Annotated in this window: 12 protein-coding genes, 7 tRNA genes, 3 rRNA genes and 2 pseudogenes; 21 read left to right on the top strand and 3 right to left on the bottom strand. The window is 48.8% G+C overall.

Annotated elements, in window-relative coordinates; all coding sequences use genetic code 11:
- Window positions 1-278 precede the first annotated feature (278 nt).
- A complete protein-coding gene (gene trmA / locus KHX94_RS07870; RefSeq protein ID WP_213682976.1) occupies window positions 279-1,379 on the bottom strand; it encodes a tRNA (uridine(54)-C5)-methyltransferase TrmA in 1,101 nt (366 codons plus the stop codon).
- A gap of 179 nt (window positions 1,380-1,558) precedes the next feature.
- Here trmA and murI point away from each other — a divergent pair, with 179 nt between their 5' ends.
- The gene (murI, locus tag KHX94_RS07865) at window positions 1,559-2,374 is read left to right on the top strand and encodes a glutamate racemase (RefSeq protein WP_213682975.1); all 816 of its coding nucleotides are present in this window, start codon (window positions 1,559-1,561) and stop codon (window positions 2,372-2,374) included.
- Window positions 2,375-2,377: 3 nt separating this feature from the next.
- Here the strand turns inward: murI and KHX94_RS07860 are convergent, their stop codons facing one another.
- Window positions 2,378-2,824 (bottom strand): RNA recognition motif domain-containing protein, encoded by a 447-nt coding sequence (locus KHX94_RS07860; RefSeq protein WP_213682974.1) that lies wholly within the window; start codon window positions 2,822-2,824, stop codon window positions 2,378-2,380.
- Window positions 2,825-3,342: 518 nt separating this feature from the next.
- On the opposite strand from KHX94_RS07860, the gene KHX94_RS07855 reads away from it, so the two are divergent.
- From KHX94_RS07855 to birA, 8 genes and pseudogenes are all read left to right on the top strand, one after another.
- A 16S ribosomal RNA gene (locus tag KHX94_RS07855) occupies window positions 3,343-4,881 on the top strand.
- A 73-nt stretch (window positions 4,882-4,954) separates the two neighbouring features.
- Window positions 4,955-5,031 (top strand) — tRNA-Ile (locus KHX94_RS07850).
- Between the two features lie 217 nt (window positions 5,032-5,248).
- Window positions 5,249-5,324 (top strand) — tRNA-Ala (locus KHX94_RS07845).
- 272 nt (window positions 5,325-5,596) lie between these two features.
- Window positions 5,597-8,481: ribosomal RNA gene (locus KHX94_RS07840) — 23S ribosomal RNA — on the top strand.
- 126 nt (window positions 8,482-8,607) lie between these two features.
- Window positions 8,608-8,683: transfer RNA gene (locus KHX94_RS07835), tRNA-Val, on the top strand.
- Between the two features lie 159 nt (window positions 8,684-8,842).
- Window positions 8,843-8,958, top strand: a 5S ribosomal RNA gene (gene rrf, locus KHX94_RS07830).
- Together the 16S, 23S and 5S rRNA genes with 3 tRNA genes alongside form the textbook arrangement of a ribosomal RNA operon.
- A 126-nt stretch (window positions 8,959-9,084) precedes the next feature.
- Window positions 9,085-10,107: a UDP-N-acetylmuramate dehydrogenase gene (gene murB / locus KHX94_RS07825; protein WP_213682973.1), complete on the top strand. Its 1,023-nt coding sequence runs from the start codon at window positions 9,085-9,087 to the stop codon at window positions 10,105-10,107.
- A 2-nt stretch (window positions 10,108-10,109) separates the two neighbouring features.
- Window positions 10,110-10,985 (top strand): annotated as a pseudogene (gene birA / locus KHX94_RS07820) (bifunctional biotin--[acetyl-CoA-carboxylase] ligase/biotin operon repressor BirA); the annotation flags it as partial.
- A gap of 83 nt (window positions 10,986-11,068) precedes the next feature.
- On the opposite strand, the gene coaA reads toward birA, so the two are convergent.
- Window positions 11,069-12,016: a type I pantothenate kinase gene (coaA, locus tag KHX94_RS07815; protein WP_213682972.1), complete on the bottom strand. Its 948-nt coding sequence runs from the start codon at window positions 12,014-12,016 to the stop codon at window positions 11,069-11,071.
- 243 nt (window positions 12,017-12,259) lie between these two features.
- On the opposite strand from coaA, the gene KHX94_RS07810 reads away from it, so the two are divergent.
- From KHX94_RS07810 to rpoB, 12 genes and pseudogenes are all read left to right on the top strand, one after another.
- A tRNA-Thr gene (locus KHX94_RS07810) sits at window positions 12,260-12,335 on the top strand.
- Between the two features lie 6 nt (window positions 12,336-12,341).
- Window positions 12,342-12,425 (top strand) — tRNA-Tyr (locus KHX94_RS07805).
- 36 nt (window positions 12,426-12,461) lie between these two features.
- A tRNA-Gly gene (locus tag KHX94_RS07800) sits at window positions 12,462-12,535 on the top strand.
- A gap of 7 nt (window positions 12,536-12,542) precedes the next feature.
- Window positions 12,543-12,618: transfer RNA gene (locus KHX94_RS07795), tRNA-Thr, on the top strand.
- Between the two features lie 118 nt (window positions 12,619-12,736).
- A complete protein-coding gene (gene tuf, locus KHX94_RS07790) occupies window positions 12,737-13,921 on the top strand; it encodes an elongation factor Tu (protein WP_213682964.1) in 1,185 nt (394 codons plus the stop codon).
- Between the two features lie 243 nt (window positions 13,922-14,164).
- A complete protein-coding gene (gene secE, locus KHX94_RS07785; RefSeq protein ID WP_213682971.1) occupies window positions 14,165-14,536 on the top strand; it encodes a preprotein translocase subunit SecE in 372 nt (123 codons plus the stop codon).
- Between the two features lie 8 nt (window positions 14,537-14,544).
- Window positions 14,545-15,095 (top strand): annotated as a pseudogene (gene nusG, locus KHX94_RS07780) (transcription termination/antitermination protein NusG).
- A gap of 121 nt (window positions 15,096-15,216) precedes the next feature.
- Window positions 15,217-15,645, top strand: coding sequence for a 50S ribosomal protein L11 (gene rplK / locus KHX94_RS07775; RefSeq protein ID WP_189618129.1), 429 nt, complete (start codon window positions 15,217-15,219; stop codon window positions 15,643-15,645).
- 4 nt (window positions 15,646-15,649) lie between these two features.
- Window positions 15,650-16,354: a 50S ribosomal protein L1 gene (gene rplA, locus KHX94_RS07770; protein ID WP_213682970.1), complete on the top strand. Its 705-nt coding sequence runs from the start codon at window positions 15,650-15,652 to the stop codon at window positions 16,352-16,354.
- Window positions 16,355-16,597: 243 nt separating this feature from the next.
- Window positions 16,598-17,098, top strand: a complete 501-nt coding sequence (rplJ, locus tag KHX94_RS07765) for a 50S ribosomal protein L10 (protein ID WP_213682969.1) — start codon at window positions 16,598-16,600, stop codon at window positions 17,096-17,098.
- Between the two features lie 54 nt (window positions 17,099-17,152).
- Window positions 17,153-17,524 (top strand): 50S ribosomal protein L7/L12, encoded by a 372-nt coding sequence (gene rplL / locus KHX94_RS07760; protein ID WP_213682968.1) that lies wholly within the window; start codon window positions 17,153-17,155, stop codon window positions 17,522-17,524.
- Between the two features lie 245 nt (window positions 17,525-17,769).
- Window positions 17,770-21,801: a DNA-directed RNA polymerase subunit beta gene (rpoB, locus tag KHX94_RS07755; RefSeq protein WP_213682967.1), complete on the top strand. Its 4,032-nt coding sequence runs from the start codon at window positions 17,770-17,772 to the stop codon at window positions 21,799-21,801.
- The last annotated feature ends 53 nt before the right edge of the window (window positions 21,802-21,854 follow it).

Here is a 21,854-nt window from a genome sequence, read left to right as displayed (position 1 = left end):
TGAATGCTTGGCTGAACACTACACCATTGAAAATACTGCTGAGCTTAGCTGCCGCTGAGAGTGAGATGAAGTGAGATGAAGTGAGATGAGTAGTGGCGCCATTGTTACCAACGAAGCCACCCAATAGAAGTTTATCTTTACCTTGCCACAAGACTCGGTAGTTAACCTGAACTGATAAGAGTTGTCCCACGTGCTTAACTTAGTGTTTCGCAGCAGAGATCATCGCGTATTTTATGGAGGTGATGCCACTCTCATTGGCTGGAAAGCAACAGATATCCCTATTTAATACGCTCTAGCAGCACACCTGTTTCTATGTGATCTGTGTACGGGAACTGATCAAACAGTGCAAAGCGGCTGATGCGGTGGCTCTGACACAGTGGTTCCAGATTATTTTTCAAGGTTTCCGGGTTGCAGGAGATATATAGAATATTGTCGTACCCTTGCACCATACCCACGGTTTGCTGATCCAGTCCTGCTCGTGGTGGGTCAACAAAGATGGTGTTGCAGTGGTAGCTGCTAAGGTCGATACCTGCTAACCGCCGAAACTGACGGTCAGTGGTCACGGCTTGTGAAAACTCTTCTGCCGACATACGGATGATTTGCAGGTTAGGTATTTTATTGATGGCGATATTGTACTGCGCCGACTCCACTGAGGGTTTGGCTAGCTCGGTCGCCAGGACTTTGTCAAAATTCTGTGCCAGTGCGATAGAAAAATTACCGTTGCCACAATAAAGCTCCAGCAAATCCCCCTTGCTGTTACGGGTACAATCCTGGGCCCATTGCAACATCTTGCAGGCAACACCGGCATTGGGCTGGGTAAAGCTATTTTCCACTTGTTTGTACAGGTAACGCTGGCCGTTTACCTCGAGTTGTTCGGTGACAAAATCCCGTTCCAGAACGATTTTCTGCTTACGGGCCCGGCCAATAATATCCACATGGAACTGTGCTGACAGCCGCTGCTTCATCGCCAGTGCTTGTGTCTGCCAGTTGCTGTCTAACTGACGATGGTACAGCAGTGATACCAAAATCTCGCCAGACATGGTTGACAGAAAATCTACCTGAAACAACTTATGGCGTAATGTGGGGTTAGGTTTTAGCTCGGTCACCAGCGCTAACATCATCTCATTGATCAAGCGACTGGCTGGAACAAACTGGTCACAGCGTACAGGTTGCTTGTTTTGCGGATCATAGACACAGAAATATAGATCATCGCCATCATGCCAAACTCGGAATTCCGCCCGCATCCGATAATGTTCCGGGGTGGACGCGAAAACCTCGAGTGGCGGTGGTGCAAACTCGGCAAAGGACTGCTGCAGCAACTGGCGCTTAACCTCAAGTTGTTCGTTGTAGCGTTCTGGCACCATTGCTTCAATATCCATTACAGTCTCTCTTGCATAAAATTAGGGCGCAAATAGTAAACATAGTGGCGCTATAGCTCAAGTTTCACCGGCAATTACAGTGTGGCTTTGCAGTTTATCTAAGGCTGTGGAACAATACTGAGCCTGCCTGCAGCCCGGCAACAGTTATTAGTAATAGGTTTTATCCTCAGAGGCACATCTTGTCACACACAATCCTGGTTTTTGACTCCGGCGTTGGCGGTCTGTCAGTTTTGCAGGAAATCCGCAAACTTCTCCCGGGGCAGCACTACCACTATCTATTTGATAATGCCCGCTTACCATATGGCGAACTGGGCGAAGCGGAACTCATCCGTGGCTGTGTAGCGCTCATTGAGCCAATGGTAAAGCAGTTAAATGCAGACATTGTGGTGATTGCCTGTAATACCGCCAGTACCTTAGTGTTGCCAACATTAAGGCAGAGTCTCGGCATCCCCGTTGTTGGTGTCGTGCCAGCGATTAAACCGGCTGCGCAATTATCAAAACTACACCACATAGGGTTACTCGCCACTCCTGGCACGATAAAACGTGAATATACCCATGAACTTATCCGCAGGTTTGCAGAGGATTGCCGGGTGGAACTGTTCGGTTCTTCTGAACTGGTCATGTTAGCCGAGCAGAAAATTGCCGGAATGCCTATTGCACCGCAGCAACTGCAAAAATTACTTGCCCCTATTACCCAATCAACACTGGATGTGCTGGTGTTAGGCTGCACACATTTTCCGATGTTGAAAGCTGAAATTGCACAAGCATTAGGTGCTGGAGTTACATTATTGGATTCTGGCGAGGCCATCGCTAGGAGAGTAAAAGAACTATTACCAGCAGACGCTACCACCGCAGCAACAGAAACTGCCGCGGCCTATTATACTGCCGCAGCAACAGAAACTGCCGCGGCCTATTATACTGCCGCGACAATCAGTGACGGGTTAAAACATAGCTTACAACAGCTTGGATTTAGCCATATCAATCATGTGAGCTGAGCTTTACTCAGCATCATCTCTGTCGGTATCTTGAGACTTGGCTTCGCGGACTTTTAGTGTCCGTTCTTGAAAGATAAAGTCGTTCAGTTTAGCGAGTGCCTGTTGTCCGCCTTTCTCGGAAATTTCGACAAAACCAAAACCTTTACGACGCCCGGTCTTGCGATCGCGTACCAGCCGAACAGAGTTTACCGGGCCATATTTTTCAAACAGTGTTTTGACTTCGGTTTCATTCACTCGGTAAGGCAGATTCCCCACATAAAGCGTCATGATTGGGCCTTTATATGGCGTTATCTCAGCAGTGCTTGTTGACGCAGTCATATAATTGATAGCAGCAGCAATGATAGCTCCTAGCGCAAAACTGAAATACGCGGGGAGTTGCAGGTTGAAAAAATAGATCGCCAGGGCTCCAAAAACAGCGACGAGTAGAACAATGAGCAATGACTTTTGCATAAAAATAAGATCTCGATGAAACGGAAATGATAAAATAGTGTTAATAACGTGGCTATGGTAATGAATTATTTAGTGTTAAACCAGACTTTTGCCGGAAAAGTGAGCATTGCTCGCAAATTTGTGGGTTAACTAGCTTTTTAGAGGGAATCAAGTATCCAAAGTTGTGTTCGAGTCGTTATGCACAAAAGATCAGCGACCGAATCAAAAGTCCCCAAAAAGATCTTGCGCCGTTAATCGTCCTGCCTATAATGCACCGCACACCGACAGACAGCAGTGAATGCATAATTCAATTTGCGATGTTGAGTGATAAAGTCCTCAATTAAATCAAAATTTGCTTGACGACTTAGGTGGATTGCGTAAAATACGCAACCCCAAATGTGCAGAAATGTACATTACGCTCTTTAACAAAATATCAAGCAATCTGTGTGGGCACTCGCAGTGAATGAAATCGCAAAACGATTTAAAACTCACTGAAGAGTGTTCGAAATAGAACAGTCATTCATTAGAGTCAAAACTTTTAATTGAAGAGTTTGATCATGGCTCAGATTGAACGCTGGCGGCAGGCCTAACACATGCAAGTCGAGCGGTAACATGAACTAGCTTGCTAGTTTGATGACGAGCGGCGGACGGGTGAGTAATGCCTGGGAATTTGCCCATTCGAGGGGATAACAGTTGGAAACGACTGCTAATACCGCATACGCCCTAAGGGGAAAGCAGGGGAACTTAGGTCCTTGCGCGAATGGATAAGCCCAGGTGGGATTAGCTAGTTGGTGAGGTAAGGGCTCACCAAGGCGACGATCTCTAGCTGGTCTGAGAGGATGATCAGCCACACTGGAACTGAGACACGGTCCAGACTCCTACGGGAGGCAGCAGTGGGGAATATTGCACAATGGGGGAAACCCTGATGCAGCCATGCCGCGTGTGTGAAGAAGGCCTTCGGGTTGTAAAGCACTTTCAGTCAGGAGGAAGGGTGTTGAGTTAATACCTCAGCACATTGACGTTACTGACAGAAGAAGCACCGGCTAACTCCGTGCCAGCAGCCGCGGTAATACGGAGGGTGCGAGCGTTAATCGGAATTACTGGGCGTAAAGCGTGCGCAGGCGGTTTGTTAAGCGAGATGTGAAAGCCCCGGGCTCAACCTGGGAATCGCATTTCGAACTGGCAAGCTAGAGTCTCGTAGAGGGGGTAGAATTCCAGGTGTAGCGGTGAAATGCGTAGAGATCTGGAGGAATACCGGTGGCGAAGGCGGCCCCCTGGACGAAGACTGACGCTCAGGCACGAAAGCGTGGGGAGCAAACAGGATTAGATACCCTGGTAGTCCACGCCGTAAACGATGTCTACTCGGAGTTTGGCGTCTAGAACGCTGGGCTCTCAAGCTAACGCATTAAGTAGACCGCCTGGGGAGTACGGCCGCAAGGTTAAAACTCAAATGAATTGACGGGGGCCCGCACAAGCGGTGGAGCATGTGGTTTAATTCGATGCAACGCGAAGAACCTTACCTACTCTTGACATCCAGAGAACTTTCCAGAGATGGATTGGTGCCTTCGGGAACTCTGAGACAGGTGCTGCATGGCTGTCGTCAGCTCGTGTTGTGAAATGTTGGGTTAAGTCCCGCAACGAGCGCAACCCTTATCCTTACTTGCCAGCGGGTAATGCCGGGAACTGTAGGGAGACTGCCGGTGATAAACCGGAGGAAGGTGGGGACGACGTCAAGTCATCATGGCCCTTACGAGTAGGGCTACACACGTGCTACAATGGACAGTACAGAGGGAAGCAAAGCGGCGACGTGGAGCGGAACCCAAAAAGCTGTTCGTAGTCCGGATTGGAGTCTGCAACTCGACTCCATGAAGTCGGAATCGCTAGTAATCGTGGATCAGAATGCCACGGTGAATACGTTCCCGGGCCTTGTACACACCGCCCGTCACACCATGGGAGTGGTTTGCAAAAGAAGTAGCTAGCTTAACCTTAGGGGGGCGGTTACCACTTTGTGGATCATGACTGGGGTGAAGTCGTAACAAGGTAGCCCTAGGGGAACCTGGGGCTGGATCACCTCCTTACCTAAACGATGAAGTTTGTTGTGAGTGTTCACACAGATTGCTTGATAGACGAAGAGCGAAAACAGTAAGTTGTGGGTCTGTAGCTCAGGTGGTTAGAGCGTACGCCTGATAAGCGTAAGGTCGGTGGTTCGAGTCCACTCAGACCCACCAATCTTGTTGATGCTGCGTTGTATTGGTCGTCGTTTACGAGCAGTAAACGTCCTCCCAATACGCCTTGCCTGAACGAGATTACCCTTACAAGATAACGCAGAGATTTTTGCTTAAATCAAGGCGTGCAACTGACGAGCGAGGGCACATACATCAGTATGTAACCGAACGAGGATAGGCCGCACAACGACGAGTTAAGGGAAAATAGCAAGTTAGAAATGGGGCTATAGCTCAGCTGGGAGAGCACCTGCTTTGCACGCAGGGGGTCTGCGGTTCGATCCCGCATAGCTCCACCATTTTCTAGTGAGACTGTTTTCGTTTTATGGTCATGGAAATGCCAAAGATAAGTGAACAATTTATCTTTGGCTTTTTTAAGCCCGTTCTTTAACAATTTGGAAAGCTGATAGTAGAGATTAAATAGCGATATTTAATCGAAATGAGTTCTCAAAATACTTCAATCAAGTGTTTTGTGATTCTAGTGTTTCAGCGATGAAACACATCAAGGCGAAAGAAAAACCAATATGGGTCGTTGATACGATTCGGTAGAGGAAACTCATCCGGGTTGTATGGTTAAGCGACTAAGCGTATACGGTGGATGCCTTGGCAGTCAGAGGCGATGAAGGACGTGTTAATCTGCGAAAAGCTGTGGTGAGGTGATAAAACCCGTTGAGCCACAGATATCCGAATGGGGCAACCCAGTTGCATAAGCAACTATCTGTATGTGAATACATAGCATGCAGAGGCGAACCGGGAGAACTGAAACATCTAAGTACCCCGAGGAAAAGAAATCAACCGAGATTCCCCTAGTAGCGGCGAGCGAACGGGGAGTAGCCCTTAAGTCATTGGGGTGTTAGTGGAAGGTGTTGGAAAGCACCACGGTACAGGGTGATAGTCCCGTACACGACAGCTAACCGATGATGAAAACGAGTAAGGCGACACACGTGGTATGTTGTCTGAAGATGGGGGGACCATCCTCCAAGGCTAAATACTCCTGACTGACCGATAGCGAACCAGTACCGTGAGGGAAAGGCGAAAAGAACCCCAGTGAGGGGAGTGAAATAGAACCTGAAACCGTATACGTACAAGCAGTGGGAGCGGTTCTTGAGACCGTGACTGCGTACCTTTTGTATAATGGGTCAGCGACTTACATTTAGTAGCGAGGTTAAGCGAATAGCGGAGCCGTAGGGAAACCGAGTGTTAACTGCGCGAATAGTTGCTAGGTGTAGACCCGAACCCCGGTGATCTAGCCATGGGCAGGTTGAAGATTGAGTAACATCAATTGGAGGACCGAACACACGTCTGTTGAAAAAGACGGTGATGACCTGTGGCTGGGGGTGAAAGGCCAATCAAACCGGGAGATATCTGGTTCTCCTCGAAAGCTATTTAGGTAGCGCCTCGAGCGAATACCATTGGGGGTAGAGCACTGTTAAGACTAGGGGTCATCCCGACTTACCAACTCTTTGCAAACTCCGAATACCAATGAGTACTACTCGGGAGACAGACGGCGGGTGCTAACGTCCGTCGTCAAAAGGGAAACAACCCAGACCGTCAGCTAAGGTCCCAAAGTAATTGCTAAGTGGGAAACGATGTGGGAAGGCTTAGACAGCTAGGATGTTGGCTTAGAAGCAGCCATCATTTAAAGAAAGCGTAATAGCTCACTAGTCGAGTCGGCCTGCGCGGAAGATGTAACGGGGCTAAGCAATTCACCGAAGCTACGGGTTCATCCTATGGATGAGCGGTAGAGGAGCGTTCTGTAAGCGGATGAAGGTGAAGGGGTAACCCACACTGGACGTATCAGAAGTGCGAATGCTGACATGAGTAACGATAATGGGGGTGAAAAACCTCCACGCCGAAAGACCAAGGGTTCCTGTCCAACGTTAATCGGGGCAGGGTGAGTCGACCCCTAAGGCGAGGCCGAAAGGCGTAGTCGATGGGAAACGGGTTAATATTCCCGTACTGCTGCTAACTGCGATGGAGAGACGGAGAAGGCTAGGCCAGCGCGGCGTCGGTCGTCCGCGTTTAAGGCTGTAGGTAGTGTGCTTAGGCAAATCCGGGCACATAATACTGAGGGCTGATGACGAGTCACTAAGGTGATGAAGTGGTTAATGCCAAGCTTCCAGGAAAATCTTCTAAGCTTCAGGTTAGCAGGAATCGTACCCCAAACCGACACAGGTGGTCGGGTAGAGAATACCAAGGCGCTTGAGAGAACTCGGCTGAAGGAACTAGGCAAAATGGTACCGTAACTTCGGGAGAAGGTACGCTGCTGTTGGTGGAGGGACTTGCTCCCCGAGCTGACGGCAGTCGCAGATACCAGCTGGCTGCAACTGTTTATCAAAAACACAGCACTGTGCGAACTCGCAAGAGGAAGTATACGGTGTGACGCCCGCCCGGTGCCGGAAGGTTAATTGATTGGGTCATCTTAGGAGAAGCTCATGATCGAAGCCCCGGTAAACGGCGGCCGTAACTATAACGGTCCTAAGGTAGCGAAATTCCTTGTCGGGTAAGTTCCGACCTGCACGAATGGCGTAATGATGGCCAGGCTGTCTCCAGCCGAGACTCAGTGAAGTTGAAATTGCGGTGAAGATGCCGTATACCCGCGGCTAGACGGAAAGACCCCGTGAACCTTTACTATAGCTTGGCACTGAACATTGACCCTGCATGTGTAGGATAGGTGGGAGACTATGAAATTGGGACGCCAGTCCTGATGGAGTCGACCTTGAAATACCACCCTTGCAGTGTTGATGTTCTAACCTGGGTCCCTGAACGGGATTAGGGACAGTGCCTGGTGGGTAGTTTGACTGGGGCGGTCTCCTCCTAAAGCGTAACGGAGGAGCACGAAGGTTGGCTAAGTACGGTCGGACATCGTACGGTTAGTGTAATGGCACAAGCCAGCTTAACTGCGAGACAGACACGTCGAGCAGGTGCGAAAGCAGGTCATAGTGATCCGGTGGTTCTGAATGGAAGGGCCATCGCTCAACGGATAAAAGGTACTCCGGGGATAACAGGCTGATACCGCCCAAGAGTTCATATCGACGGCGGTGTTTGGCACCTCGATGTCGGCTCATCACATCCTGGGGCTGAAGTCGGTCCCAAGGGTATGGCTGTTCGCCATTTAAAGTGGTACGCGAGCTGGGTTCAGAACGTCGTGAGACAGTTCGGTCCCTATCTGCCGTGGGCGTTGGAAGATTGAGGGGGTTGCTCCTAGTACGAGAGGACCGGAGTGAACGAACCGCTGGTGTTCGGGTTGTCATGCCAATGGCATTGCCCGGTAGCTATGTTCGGAATTGATAAACGCTGAAAGCATCTAAGCGTGAAGCGAGCCCCGAGATGAGTCTTCCCTTGGACATAAGTCCACTAAAGAGCCGTTCGAGACCAGGACGTAGATAGGCAGGGTGTGTAAGCGTTGTGAGGCGTTTAGCTAACCTGTACTAATGACTCGAGAGGCTTAACCATACAACCCAGATGGGTTTCGAAGGACCTTGAATGAATGGCAAGGCTTGATTGAAGTAAGAGAACCACTACTGAAACATGTAACGAGGCTTGGTGTCAGGCTAACAAGCGTGACAGCAGACAAGATAAGGTCGCTTAGCTCAGCTGGGAGAGCACCTGCCTTACAAGCAGGGGGTCACTGGTTCGAACCCAGTAGCGACCACCAATATCGAAGCAACAGCTTTCCAAATGAATGTGTTAATGACGCAGGGAATTGTTTGGCTGACAAAGCCGTGACGAGTGAAGGACGGAGTGTACAGATGTACATGAGTACTGGAGCGAGGAAACAATACCGTAAGACGAACAATTAACCAGTAAGAATTTGCTTGGTGACAATAGCATTGTGGTCCCACCTGACTCCATCCCGAACTCAGAAGTGAAACACAATCGCGCCGATGGTAGTGTGGGGTCTCCCCATGTGAGAGTAGGTCATCGCCAAGCGCCTATTTAAAGCGAAGGCCTCAGTGAATACTGAGGCCTTTTTGCTTTTGTGGTTAGCCCCACGTTGATGCAAAGCTTGCTGGCTGAGGTTACAATGCGTGCTTCTGTTTTCAGCCATTAGCTCTCATGTCATTAAATCTGTTTTCTTTAAAGCGCTACAACACTTTTGGACTGGATGTATCTTGTCATGCCTTTATCGAGGTGACATCTGTTCCGGAACTTATTGAGTGTTGTCAGTTATTGCAGCAACAACGCGAGCATTTCCTCATTCTGGGAGGTGGAAGCAATTTGTTGCTGCTAGAAGATTATCTTGGCAGCATTATCCATCTCGCCATTAAAGGAATAGAGGTTACCGAAGATACTGAGTTTTACTACCTATCTGTCGCTGCCGGAGAGAACTGGCATGGATTGGTAAAATTCTGCTTATCGCGTGATATTGCCGGGCTGGAAAATATGGCGCTGATCCCAGGAACAGTGGGCGCTGCGCCCATCCAAAATATTGGTGCCTATGGTTTGGAATTTGCGGCAGTCTGTGACTGGGTCGAGTATCTTGAGTTAGCCGAGTGTAACATCAAAAAATTGCATGCCGATGCCTGTGAGTTTGGCTATCGTGAATCGATATTTAAGCAACAATTGCGCAATAGTGCAGTGATCACGCGTGTTGGTATAAAGTTACCGAAATCTTGGCGGCCAATATTGAGTTATGGGCCGCTGCGGCATTTACCCGTGGACAGCGTTACACCCCAGCAGATATATGACACTGTGTGTCAGGTGCGGCAGCAGAAATTGCCGGATCCAAGCCTACTCGGCAATGTTGGTAGTTGCTTTAAGAACCCGGTAATAGATGCTAATACATATCAACGATTAGTCGCTCTATACCCTGATATCGTTGCTTATGAGCTACCTGACGGGATGCTGAAAATTGCCGCTGCTTGGCTGATAGATAAGGCAGGCTTAAAAGGGCAAAGGTTTGGTGAGGTCATGGTGCATGAAGAACAGCCCTTGGTGTTGGTAAATTTGGGGCGAGCCTCAGGTGCTGAGGTAGTGCAAGCATTGACAACTATTCGTGCACGAGTTCAGCAGTTATTTGGCATATTAATGGAACCTGAGCCAAGAACCTATGGGGCTCATGGAGAAAGAGGAATCTGACAATGTCAGGGGCATGGCAACGTAAACGCGATATTCTGGCAAGCTTAAATCATGGCAACTTTGTTTCTGGCGAAGCCTTGGCCGAGGTGCTGGGGATATCCCGCGCTGCTGTCAGCAAGCATATCAATGCCCTTGCTGACTACGGTATTGATGTGTGCAGTGTTAAGGGTAAAGGCTACAAGTTGTTTGACCCTGTATTTCTAATTGATGAGCCGCAATTACTAAAAGAGTGCCCTAATCGTTGCTTTTATTTTGATGAACTTCCCAGCACCAACGCGTTCTTGCTACAGCATACGGAAGAGTTACAACGTGGCGACATCTGTATTGCAGAGTTTCAATCGGCAGGTCGTGGCCGACGTGGGCGCAAGTGGGTTTCGCCATACGGCAGCCATCTGTACTTTTCTATGTTCTGGCACTTACCCCAAGGGATGTCACAGGCGATGGGATTGAGTTTAGTGGTCGCCTGCTCATTAGTCAGCGCAATGCGGCAGCTCGGGGCTGATAACGTTGGCGTCAAATGGCCCAATGATATCTATTTTGAAAACCGTAAGCTTGCTGGCGTGTTGATTGAGATGACTGGAACTGCTGACAGTGGCTGCGATCTGGTCATCGGCATCGGCGTGAATATCGCTATGCCCCAGCAGCAAGGAGAGCTGATTGAGCAACCTTGGAGTGATTTACGGCAGATCATCAATTATCCTGACAAAACAGTGCTGGCATTGGCTTTACAACAACAGTTACGTAAAGATCTCAAGCTGTTCGAACTCAATGGATTAACTGCTTTTGCTGAGCGTTGGCACGCCGCTGATATTTACTTGGGATGTGATGTGCGCTTATTACTGGGTAACGACAGCATCAGTGGTCGTTACCAAGGGATCGACAGCCAAGGTGGCGTGATCCTAGAAACCGCGGATGGCTTACAGCATTTTGTAGGGGAGAAATCAGTCTGCGGCAAGCCTGATTATTTGCGCAGTAACACTTGCTCCATCGCGTGGTTTTCGCCCTTTTTGAGGATCAAATTGGCACGCTCGCGGGTGGGTTTGATGTTACTCCGCAGATTAGGGCCGTTAATGGTGTCCCAAACATGAGACGCCATTTTTGTTGCCTCGTCATCTGCCAAACTAGCAAAGTGATGAAAATAAGCCTTGGGATCCGCAAAGGCGCTACTGCGAAATTGTAAAAAACGATCCACGTACCATTGTTTTAACCACTTTTCTTCAGCATCAACATAAATAGAGAAATCCACAAAGTCAGAAACAAAGGGACGTTTGATACTGACCGGGGAGTCCAATTCTGTCTGCAATACATTCAGTCCTTCAAGGATCAGAATATCTGGCTGACGCACACTGATGGTTTGTTGCAAACGATCATAGGTAATGTGTGAATATAACGGCGCAGGTACGTCCTCGATGCCAGACTTGATAGCCGATACAAATTCAACCAGTAATTTCATATCGTAGCTTTCTGGAAAGCCTTTGCGCTGTAATAGTCCTCGGCGCTTTAACTCATCTAATGGATACAGAAAGCCATCAGTGGTGATCAGATCGACCTTAGGATGTTCCGGCCAGTGGCTCAATAAGGCTTGCAGAATACGCGCTGTGGTACTTTTACCCACGGCCACGCTCCCGGCAATACTGATAATATAAGTACTTTTGGCCGCCTGTTGCCCAAGAAACTGATTTAGCACCACACCGCGCTGCTGTTTGGCTTTCACAATCAGGTTCAATAAGCGGCTAAGAGGCAAATAGATGTCGGTCACTTCTGATAGCGATATTTTTTCATTTATACCGCGTAATTCGCTTAAATCGGCTTCTGTCAGGGTCAATGGTACTGCATTACGCAGTTGTGACCACGAATCGCGATTAAAAGGCATATAAAGTGCCTGCTGAATGGTATTTGACAGTGACATCTGAACCTCTCATCCAAGGAAAGGCACAGTACACCATGCTAAATTGTTCAACAATAAAAATATTGTATAGCCGCGGTTTAGCGGACACTTAAACTGACTATTGCCGAGTAACTTTCGGATAGGTAAATTGTGATTGCGAGTCTTAGGCCAAAAAAACGGCGTTTGAGTGTTTTTTTCTGGATTTTTCTAATTTTATGTTGCACTCGAAGCGACATTTACCTAATATCCGCTACCGAAATGAATGCCGGCATAGCTCAGTTGGTAGAGCAACTGACTTGTAATCAGTAGGTCCCGAGTTCGACTCTTGGTGCCGGCACCATTCATCGGAGGGGTTCCCGAGTGGCCAAAGGGATCAGACTGTAAATCTGACGGCTCCGCCTTCGAAGGTTCGAATCCTTCCCCTCCACCATTTTTTAAAGGTAAATAGATAGCCTAGGTTAGGTGCGCGGGTATCGTATAATGGTAATACTCCAGCCTTCCAAGCTGATAACGCGGGTTCGATTCCCGCTACCCGCTCCAATATCATGCTGATATGGCTCAGTCGGTAGAGCGCATCCTTGGTAAGGATGAGGTCCCCAGTTCGATTCTGGGTATCAGCACCAGCCTTCCTGGAAAGCCAATCTGTTGCCGTGTAAGATAGACGTTCGACGCGTGTTTGCGTCGGACTTTTTCATTATGTAATGGTTTCACCCCCAAACAATCTTAGATTGAGGCAATACCATGTCTAAAGCTAAATTTGAACGTAATAAACCCCACGTAAACGTGGGTACCATTGGCCACGTTGACCATGGTAAAACCACTCTGACTGCAGCTATCACAACTGTACTGTCCAAGACTTACGGCGGTGAAGCAAAAGATTTCGCATCAATCGATAATGCACCAGAAGAGCGTGAACGTGGTATTACCATCAACACCTCTCACGTAGAGTACGACACACCAACTCGTCACTACGCTCACGTAGACTGCCCAGGGCACGCTGACTATGTTAAAAACATGATCACCGGTGCAGCGCAGATGGACGGCGCCATCCTGGTAGTAGCAGCGACTGACGGCCCAATGCCGCAGACTCGTGAACACATCCTGTTGTCACGTCAGGTAGGCGTACCTTACATCATCGTATTCATGAACAAATGTGACATGGTAGATGATGAAGAGTTGCTGGAACTGGTTGAAATGGAAGTGCGTGAACTGCTGTCAGAATACGACTTCCCAGGTGACGACCTGCCAGTGATCCAGGGTTCAGCCCTGAAAGCACTGGAAGGCGAACCAGAATGGGAAGCGAAGATCGTCGAACTGGCAGAAGCGCTGGATACTTACATCCCAGAACCCGTCCGTGACATCGACCACCCATTCCTGCTGCCAATCGAAGACGTATTCTCAATCTCCGGTCGTGGTACAGTAGTAACAGGTCGTGTAGAACGCGGTATCATCCGTGTAGGTGACGAAGTAGAAATCGTGGGTATCCACGACACCACTCGTACCACCTGTACAGGTGTAGAAATGTTCCGTAAATTGCTGGACGAAGGTCGTGCCGGTGAAAACGTGGGTGTACTGCTGCGTGGTACTAAACGTGATGAAGTGGAACGTGGTCAAGTGCTGGCAAAACCAGGCACAATCACTCCACACACCAAGTTCGAATCAGAAGTTTACGTACTGAGCAAAGAAGAAGGTGGACGTCATACACCATTCTTCAAAGGCTATCGTCCACAGTTCTACTTCCGTACAACTGACGTGACCGGTACCATCGAACTGCCAGAAGGCGTAGAAATGGTAATGCCAGGCGACAACATCAAGATGGTAGTGACATTGATCTGCCCAATCGCAATGGATGAAGGTTTGCGTTTTGCGATCCGTGAAGGTGGCCGTACAGTAGGCGCCGGCGTGGTAGCGAAGATCATCGCCTAATCAGGTCGAGATTGATGGAAAAGGAAGCTTCGGCTTCCTTTTTGTTTCAAAATCGCCTGTGGATTTTGCGATATCAAGCAACCTGTGTCCTTGATCGTGCAGGGGATTAAGCATACAATCTATGGCCGATTTTTTGAGCCTGAAATAGGCAATACCTCAACTATTTGGTGAGGGATATTACTAGGCTTACAGAATTCTGACAGGCCCTTATGCTCGGGTCGCAATGAGTAACGGAATTAACCGATGACAACAAATACCGAAAACCAGGGCCATTCTCTGGATATTCTTAAGTGGGTGATCACTATTGTGCTGCTGGCTGTTGCGATTGTCGGCAACCATTATTACAGCGATGCCAGCGTAGTGGTAAGAGCCCTCGGCGTGATTGTACTGTTTGCCATTGCAGGCTTTGTTGCACTGCAGACAGTAAAAGGCAAACAAGCACTGGCCTTTGCTAAAGAATCTCAGATTGAAGTCCGCAAAGTGGTGTGGCCGACCCGTCAAGAAGCATTGAATACAACCTTTATTGTATTGATTGCTACCGGGGTGCTGGCCGTCATCCTGTGGGGCCTGGATGCCGCCCTACTGAAAATTGTTAACCTTATTACTGGCGTATAGGCTTTCTCATGACAGAAGCGAATGAAGCTAAAAAAGGTGGTATGTCGTTCAGGCTTTTTCTGGTTATGAAGGCCGGGTATGCAAGTCGCTGATCGAACATATCAAAATGCATGGTATGGAAAAGTACTTCGGTGAAGTACTGGTGCCTACTGAAGAAGTCGTGGAAATGCGTGGCGGTCAGCGTCGCAAGAGTGAACGCAAATTTTTCCCAGGTTATGTGCTGGTTCAGATGGAAATGAACGATGAATCTTGGCACTTGGTGAAAAGCATTCCACGGGTAATGGGCTTTATTGGCGGTACTTCTGACCGTCCAGCCCCTATTTCCGATAAAGAAGCCGATGCAATCCTGCGTCGCTTGCAGGAAACTACAGATTCTCCGACCCATCGCGTCATGTACGAACCTGGTGAAGTGGTTCGGGTGACTGATGGGCCGTTTGCTGACTTCAACGGTACCGTTGAAGAAGTGGATTATGACAAGAGCCGCGTAAAAGTGTCTGTCATGATCTTCGGCCGTTCTACTCCGGTAGAGCTGGACTTTAATCAGGTTGAGAAAAGCTGATTAAATTAACGACAAAATCCGTTTGGCAACGGGTGTGGATTTCTATATAATCCGCACCCGTTGTTTTCGGGAGCCTCGTGTATGTTGCACAGGCGTTTGAACCCAAACTGAGGAAAATCAGATGGCTAAGAAAATTGAAGCTTATATTAAGCTGCAAGTAAAATCAGGCTCTGCCAACCCTTCACCACCAGTTGGTCCTGCTCTGGGTCAGAAAGGTGTGAACATCATGGAATTCTGTAAAGCGTTTAACGCCCGTACAGAAAAAATGGAAAAGGGCATGCCTATTCCTGTAGTGATCACTGTATACAGCGATCGCTCATTCACTTTCGAAACCAAGACTCCGCCAGCTTCATTCTTGTTGAAGCAGGCTGCTGGCCTGAAATCAGGTTCAAGCCGTCCTAATACTCAGAAAGTGGGTACTATCAAGCGCGCTAAAGTTCAGGAAATCGCTGAACTGAAAGCTGTTGACATGACTGGTGCTGACGTTGAAGCGATGACTCGCTCAATCGAAGGTACTGCTCGTTCCATGGGTTTGGTAGTAGAGGACTAATACAATGGCAAAGTTGACTAAACGCATGCGCGTTATCCGCGAAAAAGTGGAAGCTACCAAAGCATACGACATCAATGAAGCACTGGCGCTGTTGAAAGAACTGGCGACTGCTAAATTCGTTGAAAGTGTGGACGTTGCCGTTAACCTGGGTGTTGACCCTCGTAAATCAGATCAGAACGTGCGTGGTGCTATCGTACTGCCTCACGGTACTGGTCGTGACGTTCGCGTTGCTGTATTTACCCAAGGTGCTAACGTTGACGCCGCCAAGGCAGCTGGTGCTGAACTGGTAGGTATGGACGAACTGGCTGCTCAGGTAAAAGCGGGCGAAATGAACTTCGACGTAGTTATCGCCTCTCCAGATGCGATGCGCGTTGTTGGTCAGTTAGGTCAGATCCTCGGCCCACGTGGTTTAATGCCTAACCCTAAGACTGGTACTGTGACTCCTAACGTTGCTGAAGCCGTTAAGAACGCCAAGGCTGGTCAGGTTCGTTATCGTACTGATAAGAACGGTATTATCCATACCACTATCGGTAAAGCTGACTTCGAACCAGTGAAACTGAAAGAAAATCTTGAAGCACTGATGATCGCACTGAAGAAGGCTAAGCCTGCTGCTGCGAAAGGCCAGTACATCAAGAAAGTCACCGTATCCACTACCATGGGTGCCGGTGTTGCTGTTGACCAGAATACTCTGGATACAACTGCTGCTTAATTTTACAAAATGCGTGTATTAGCCTATAATGCGCGCACTTTGTGGGTTGGAGCCCGATATTTCGGGCTTCCGTCCAAGACCGCAGGTGTCTCTTTTAGATACTTAATTTCCTGCGTAGACGGTGTCAGGCCCCAGATAGATTTGTTCTGCTGGATTATCTGCACCGTAAGTAACTGAACAGATTCCTGTTCAGTAAGGTAAACGCTAGGGGAAACCCTAGGTAGAATCCAGGAGTAAAGCCCAATGGCATTAAGACTCGAAGACAAACAAGCGATTGTTGCTGAAGTCAACGAAGCTGCCAAAGGTGCGCTGTCTGCAGTTGTCGCGGATTCTCGCGGCGTGACTGTAGGCGCCATGACCACACTGCGTAAAGCCGCTCGTGCTAATGGTGTATATGTACGCGTAGTACGTAACACGCTAGCTCGTCGCGCTGTTGAAGGCACTGCTTTTGAGTGTCTTGGCGAAGTGTTCTCTGGCCCAACTTTGATTGCTTTCTCTAACGAGCACCCAGGTGCTGCCGCACGTCTGTTAAAAGACTTTGCGAAAGAGCAGGCTAATTTCGAAGTTAAGGGTGCAGCTTTTGAAGGGGAATTCATCCCTGCAGCTGACATTGATCGTTTGGCAAAACTGCCAACATACGAAGAAGCACTGGCACGGTTGATGATGGCTATGAAAGAAGCCGCCGCTGGCAAGTTTGTTCGTACATTGGCCGCACTGCGCGATCAAAAACAAGAAGCAGCCTAATTATTGGCTTGCTGCTTAACCGAATTGAATTCAGTACAATAGGAACTATTTCTTATGTCTATCACTAAAGACCAAATCCTTGAAGCCTTTGCAGCAATGTCTGTAATGGAAGTTGTTGAACTTGTTGAAGCAATGGAAGAGAAATTCGGCGTTTCTGCCGCTGCTGCCGTTGTTGCCGGTGGTGCTGGTGAAGCTGCTGCTGCCGTTGAAGAAAAAACCGAGTTTGACGTAGTTATGACTTCTCACGGCGAAAACAAAGTAGCTGTAATTAAAGCCGTACGTGGCGCAACTGGTCTGGGTCTGAAAGAAGCCAAAGCAATGGCTGAATCTGCCCCTGTAGCAGTTAAAGAAGGTGTCTCTAAAGACGAAGCTGAAGCTCTGAAGAAAGAGCTGGAAGAAGCTGGCGCTACTGTAGAGATCAAGTAAGTTAGATACTGACTTACTCCCATCCGGCCGTTAAATCCGGGTGTAGGCTGGCGGTTTTTTGACCGTCGGCCTTTTTTGCGCTGTAGGCGCCGATGATTTTTTCACCGTGAAATCATTCGTAAAAAGTGCAGTTCCTAGCAGTGATTATTGGTTAGGTTCTTGCCAGCAATCGGTGATGGGCAAACGTGCTGAACTAACTTTGTGTTGGTCCAGTCTTGGTCACATCTCGCAAGCAGAGGAAACCCATGGTTTACTCCTATTCTGAAAAGAAGCGTATTCGCAAAAACTTCGGTAAGCGTCCACAGGTGCTGGATATTCCTTACCTGTTGGCGATTCAGTTAGATTCATTCAAGAAGTTCACCGATCAAGATCCCACCGGTGAGCGTGGCTTAGAAGCCGCTTTCCGCAGCGTTTTCCCTATTAAGAGTTTTTCGGGTAATTCTGAACTGCAATATGTTAGTTACAGATTAGGCAGCCCAGAATTTGATGTGAAGGAATGTCAAATTCGTGGCATTACCTACGCATCACCATTGCGTGTAAAACTGCGTCTGGTGTTGTTTGATCGTGAAGCTGCGCCTGGCACAGTTAAAGATATTAAAGAACAAGAAGTTTATATGGGTGATATCCCATTGATGACAGAGAACGGTACGTTCGTTATCAATGGTACTGAGCGTGTGATCGTCTCCCAGCTGCATCGTTCTCCTGGTGTGTTCTTTGACCACGACCGTGGTAAGACTCACTCATCAGGCAAGGTGTTGTATAACGCTCGTATTATTCCTTACCGCGGTTCTTGGCTGGACTTTGAATTCGATCCAAAAGATGCGTTGTTTGTCCGTATCGACCGCCGCCGTAAGCTGCCAGCAACTATTTTGTTGCGCGCACTGGATATGTCGACTCAAGATGTGCTGGACACCTTCTTTGACCGTGTAGATTTCGGCATCAAGCAAGATTCACTGGTCATGAAGTTGGTGCCTGAGCGTCTGCGTGGCGAAACTGCCAGCTATGACATCAAAGATTCCGGTGGCAACCTGCTGGTAGAAAAAGGCCGCCGTATTACTGCGCGCCATATCAAGCAGTTGGAAAAAACCAACACCACTGAACTGGAAGTGCCAGTAGATTACATTGTTGGCAAGTTAGCCGCTCAGGACTATATCGATCCTGATACTGGTGAAGTATTGCTGACCGCCAATGATGAATTGACACTGGAAGTGCTGGCTAACCTGTCACAGGCAGGCATCAAAGATATCAGCACTCTGTATGTCAACGAGTTGGACCACGGTGCTTACATGTCTGATACCCTGCGTATCGACTCCACCACTAACCGGATGGAAGCACTGGTAGAAATCTACCGCATGATGCGCCCTGGTGAGCCACCAACCAAAGACGCTGCTGAAGCCTTGTTCCAGAACCTGTTCTTCACTGAAGAACGTTACGACCTGTCTAAAGTCGGTCGTATGAAGTTCAACCGTCGTCTCGATATCGCTGAGAACGAAGGCACTGGCGTACTGAGCAAAGATGATATCGTTGCTGTAATGAAGAAGATCATCGAAATCCGTAACGGCTTCGATGACGTGGACGATATTGACCACTTGGGTAACCGTCGTATCCGTTCAGTCGGTGAAATGGCAGAAAACCAGTTCCGCGTTGGCTTGGTACGTGTTGAACGTGCCGTGCGTGAACGTCTGTCATTGGGCGACTTGAATGAACTGATGCCGCAGGATCTGATCAACGCTAAACCGATCTCTGCCGCAGTGAAAGAATTCTTCGGTTCTTCACAGCTGTCACAGTTTATGGATCAGAACAACCCGCTGTCAGAAGTGACTCACAAGCGTCGTATTTCTGCGCTTGGCCCCGGTGGTTTGACCCGTGAACGCGCTGGCTTCGAAGTGCGTGACGTACATCCAACACACTATGGTCGTTTGTGCCCAATTGAGACCCCTGAAGGTCCAAACATTGGTCTTATCAACTCACTGTCTACTTTTGCACGCACTAACGCCTACGGCTTCTTGGAAACCCCATACCGTAAAGTGGTTGATGGTGTAGTAACCGATGAAGTGGAATATCTGTCTGCCATTGAAGAAGGTCGTTATGTGGTTGCTCAGGCAAACATCGACCTGGATGAAAATGGCCGCATTCTGGATGAACAGGTCGCCTGTCGTCATAAAGGTGAATCTACCTTTATGCGCGTGTCTGATATCCAGTATATGGACGTATCACCACAGCAGATCATCTCGGTAGCGGCTTCGTTGATCCCATTCTTGGAACACGATGACGCCAACCGTGCCTTGATGGGTGCCAACATGCAACGTCAGGCGGTACCAACACTGTTATCTGAAAAACCATTGGTGGGTACTGGTATTGAACGTACTCTGGCGGTGGACTCAGGCGTCTGTGTGGCTGCTAAACGTGGCGGTGTGATTGATTACGTTGATGCCAGCCGTATCGTGGTTAAAGTAAATGAAGATGAGCTGAGCCCAGGCGAAGCCGGTATCGATATTTACAACCTGACCAAATACACCCGTTCTAACCAGAACACCTGTATCAACCAGCGTCCTTGCTGCCATGTTGGTGAGCCTGTGACCCGTGGTGATGTACTGGCTGATGGCCCATCTACTGATATGGGTGAATTGGCACTGGGTCAAAATATGCGTATCGCATTCATGACCTGGAATGGTTACAACTATGAAGACTCCATCCTGATCTCTGAACGTGTAGCTCAGCAAGATCGCTTCACCACCATCCACATTCAGGAACTGTCCTGTATCGCTCGTGATACCAAGCTTGGTAGCGAAGAGATCACTGCGGACATCCCGAACGTAGGTGAATCTGCACTCTCCAAACTGGATGAGTCCGGTATCGTGTATATCGGCGCAGAAGTGAAGGGTGGTGACATTCTGGTGGGTAAAGTGACACCAAAAGGTGAAACACAGCTGACCCCAGAAGAAAAACTGCTGCGGGCGATTTTCGGTGAAAAAGCCTCTGATGTTAAGGACAGCTCACTGCGCGTTCCTAACTCAGTGAAAGGTACCGTTATCGACGTACAGGTGTTCACCCGTGATGGTGTCGAAAAAGACAAACGTGCTATCGAAATCGAAGAGATGCACATCGCTCAGGCACGCAAGGACTTGACTGAAGAGTTCAAGATCCTCGAAGAAGGTGTACTCGATCGTGCCCGTAACCTGTTACTCAGCGCTGGCTACAGCGAAGCCAAGCTGGCAGATATGCCACGCAAGGAATATCTGGTGCAGGTGATTGATGATGAAGGCAAGCAGACCGAACTGGAACAGCTGGCCGAGCAGCACGAAGAGCTAAAAGCTGACTTCGACAAGAAATTTGAAATTAAACGCCGCAAGATCACCCAGGGTGATGACTTGGCACCAGGCGTACTGAAGATCGTTAAAGTTTACTTGGCGGTTAAACGTACCATCCAACCTGGTGACAAGATGGCGGGGCGTCACGGTAACAAGGGTGTGGTCTCCAAGATCTGTCCTATCGAAGATATGCCTTATGATGAATACGGCGTACCTATGGACATCGTATTGAACCCACTCGGTGTACCTTCACGTATGAACATCGGTCAGGTACTGGAAGTGCACTTGGGTGCTGCGGCCAAGGGGATTGGTAACCGTATCAACGCCATGCTGGAAGAACAGCGTGAAGTGGCGGAACTGCGTGACTACATCAAAAAGGTTTACGCCTTGGGTGATGGCATTCAGCAGAAAGTGGATATCGACTCCTTTACCGATGACGAAGTGATACGTCTGGCCAGCCACCTGAAACTGGGTCTGCCAACAGCCACACCAGCGTTTGACGGTGCCGAAGAGAAAGAGATCAAAGATATGCTGGAACTGGCAGGTCTGCCAACCTCCGGCCAGATGACTCTTTACGATGGTCTTACCGGCAATGCCTTCGAACGTCAGGTGACTGTAGGTTATATGTACATGCTGAAACTGAACCACTTGGTGGACGACAAGATGCACGCGCGTTCTACCGGTTCTTACAGCTTGGTTACCCAGCAGCCACTCGGTGGTAAAGCACAGTTTGGTGGTCAGCGTTTCGGTGAAATGGAAGTGTGGGCCCTGGAAGCGTATGGCGCTGCTTATACACTGCAGGAAATGCTCACAGTGAAATCCGATGACGTTAACGGTCGTACCCAGATGTACAAGAACATCGTTGACGGCAATCACCAGATGCAACCCGGTATGCCTGAATCCTTCAACGTATTGCTGAAGGAAATTCGTTCACTCGGTATCAATATCGAACTGGACCAAGAGTAAGGCGCAACACGACTGTGTTTGGCTAGAAATTGGTGCCTCGCTGTTTGGCGGGG

It is taken from the genome of Shewanella dokdonensis (assembly GCF_018394335.1).
In the GTDB taxonomy this organism is placed as follows: Bacteria; Pseudomonadota; Gammaproteobacteria; order Enterobacterales; family Shewanellaceae; genus Shewanella; species Shewanella dokdonensis.
Note: the sequence above shows the minus strand (reverse complement) of the source record. Positions and strands in the feature narration are given on the sequence as shown.

Excerpts from the sequence above, each read along its gene's own strand:
- murB (WP_213682973.1), top strand. The coding sequence starts at position 9,085 with ATGTCATTAAATCTGTTTTCTTTAAAGCGCTACAACACTTTTGGACTG.
- tuf (WP_213682964.1), top strand. The coding sequence starts at position 12,737 with ATGTCTAAAGCTAAATTTGAACGTAATAAACCCCACGTAAACGTGGGT.
- rplJ (WP_213682969.1), top strand. The coding sequence starts at position 16,598 with ATGGCATTAAGACTCGAAGACAAACAAGCGATTGTTGCTGAAGTCAAC.
- rplA (WP_213682970.1), top strand. The coding sequence starts at position 15,650 with ATGGCAAAGTTGACTAAACGCATGCGCGTTATCCGCGAAAAAGTGGAA.
- rpoB (WP_213682967.1), top strand. The coding sequence starts at position 17,770 with ATGGTTTACTCCTATTCTGAAAAGAAGCGTATTCGCAAAAACTTCGGT.
- rplK (WP_189618129.1), top strand. The coding sequence starts at position 15,217 with ATGGCTAAGAAAATTGAAGCTTATATTAAGCTGCAAGTAAAATCAGGC.
- trmA (WP_213682976.1), bottom strand. The coding sequence starts at position 1,379 with ATGGATATTGAAGCAATGGTGCCAGAACGCTACAACGAACAACTTGAG.
- secE (WP_213682971.1), top strand. The coding sequence starts at position 14,165 with ATGACAACAAATACCGAAAACCAGGGCCATTCTCTGGATATTCTTAAG.
- rplL (WP_213682968.1), top strand. The coding sequence starts at position 17,153 with ATGTCTATCACTAAAGACCAAATCCTTGAAGCCTTTGCAGCAATGTCT.
- coaA (WP_213682972.1), bottom strand. The coding sequence starts at position 12,016 with ATGTCACTGTCAAATACCATTCAGCAGGCACTTTATATGCCTTTTAAT.
- KHX94_RS07860 (WP_213682974.1), bottom strand. The coding sequence starts at position 2,824 with ATGCAAAAGTCATTGCTCATTGTTCTACTCGTCGCTGTTTTTGGAGCC.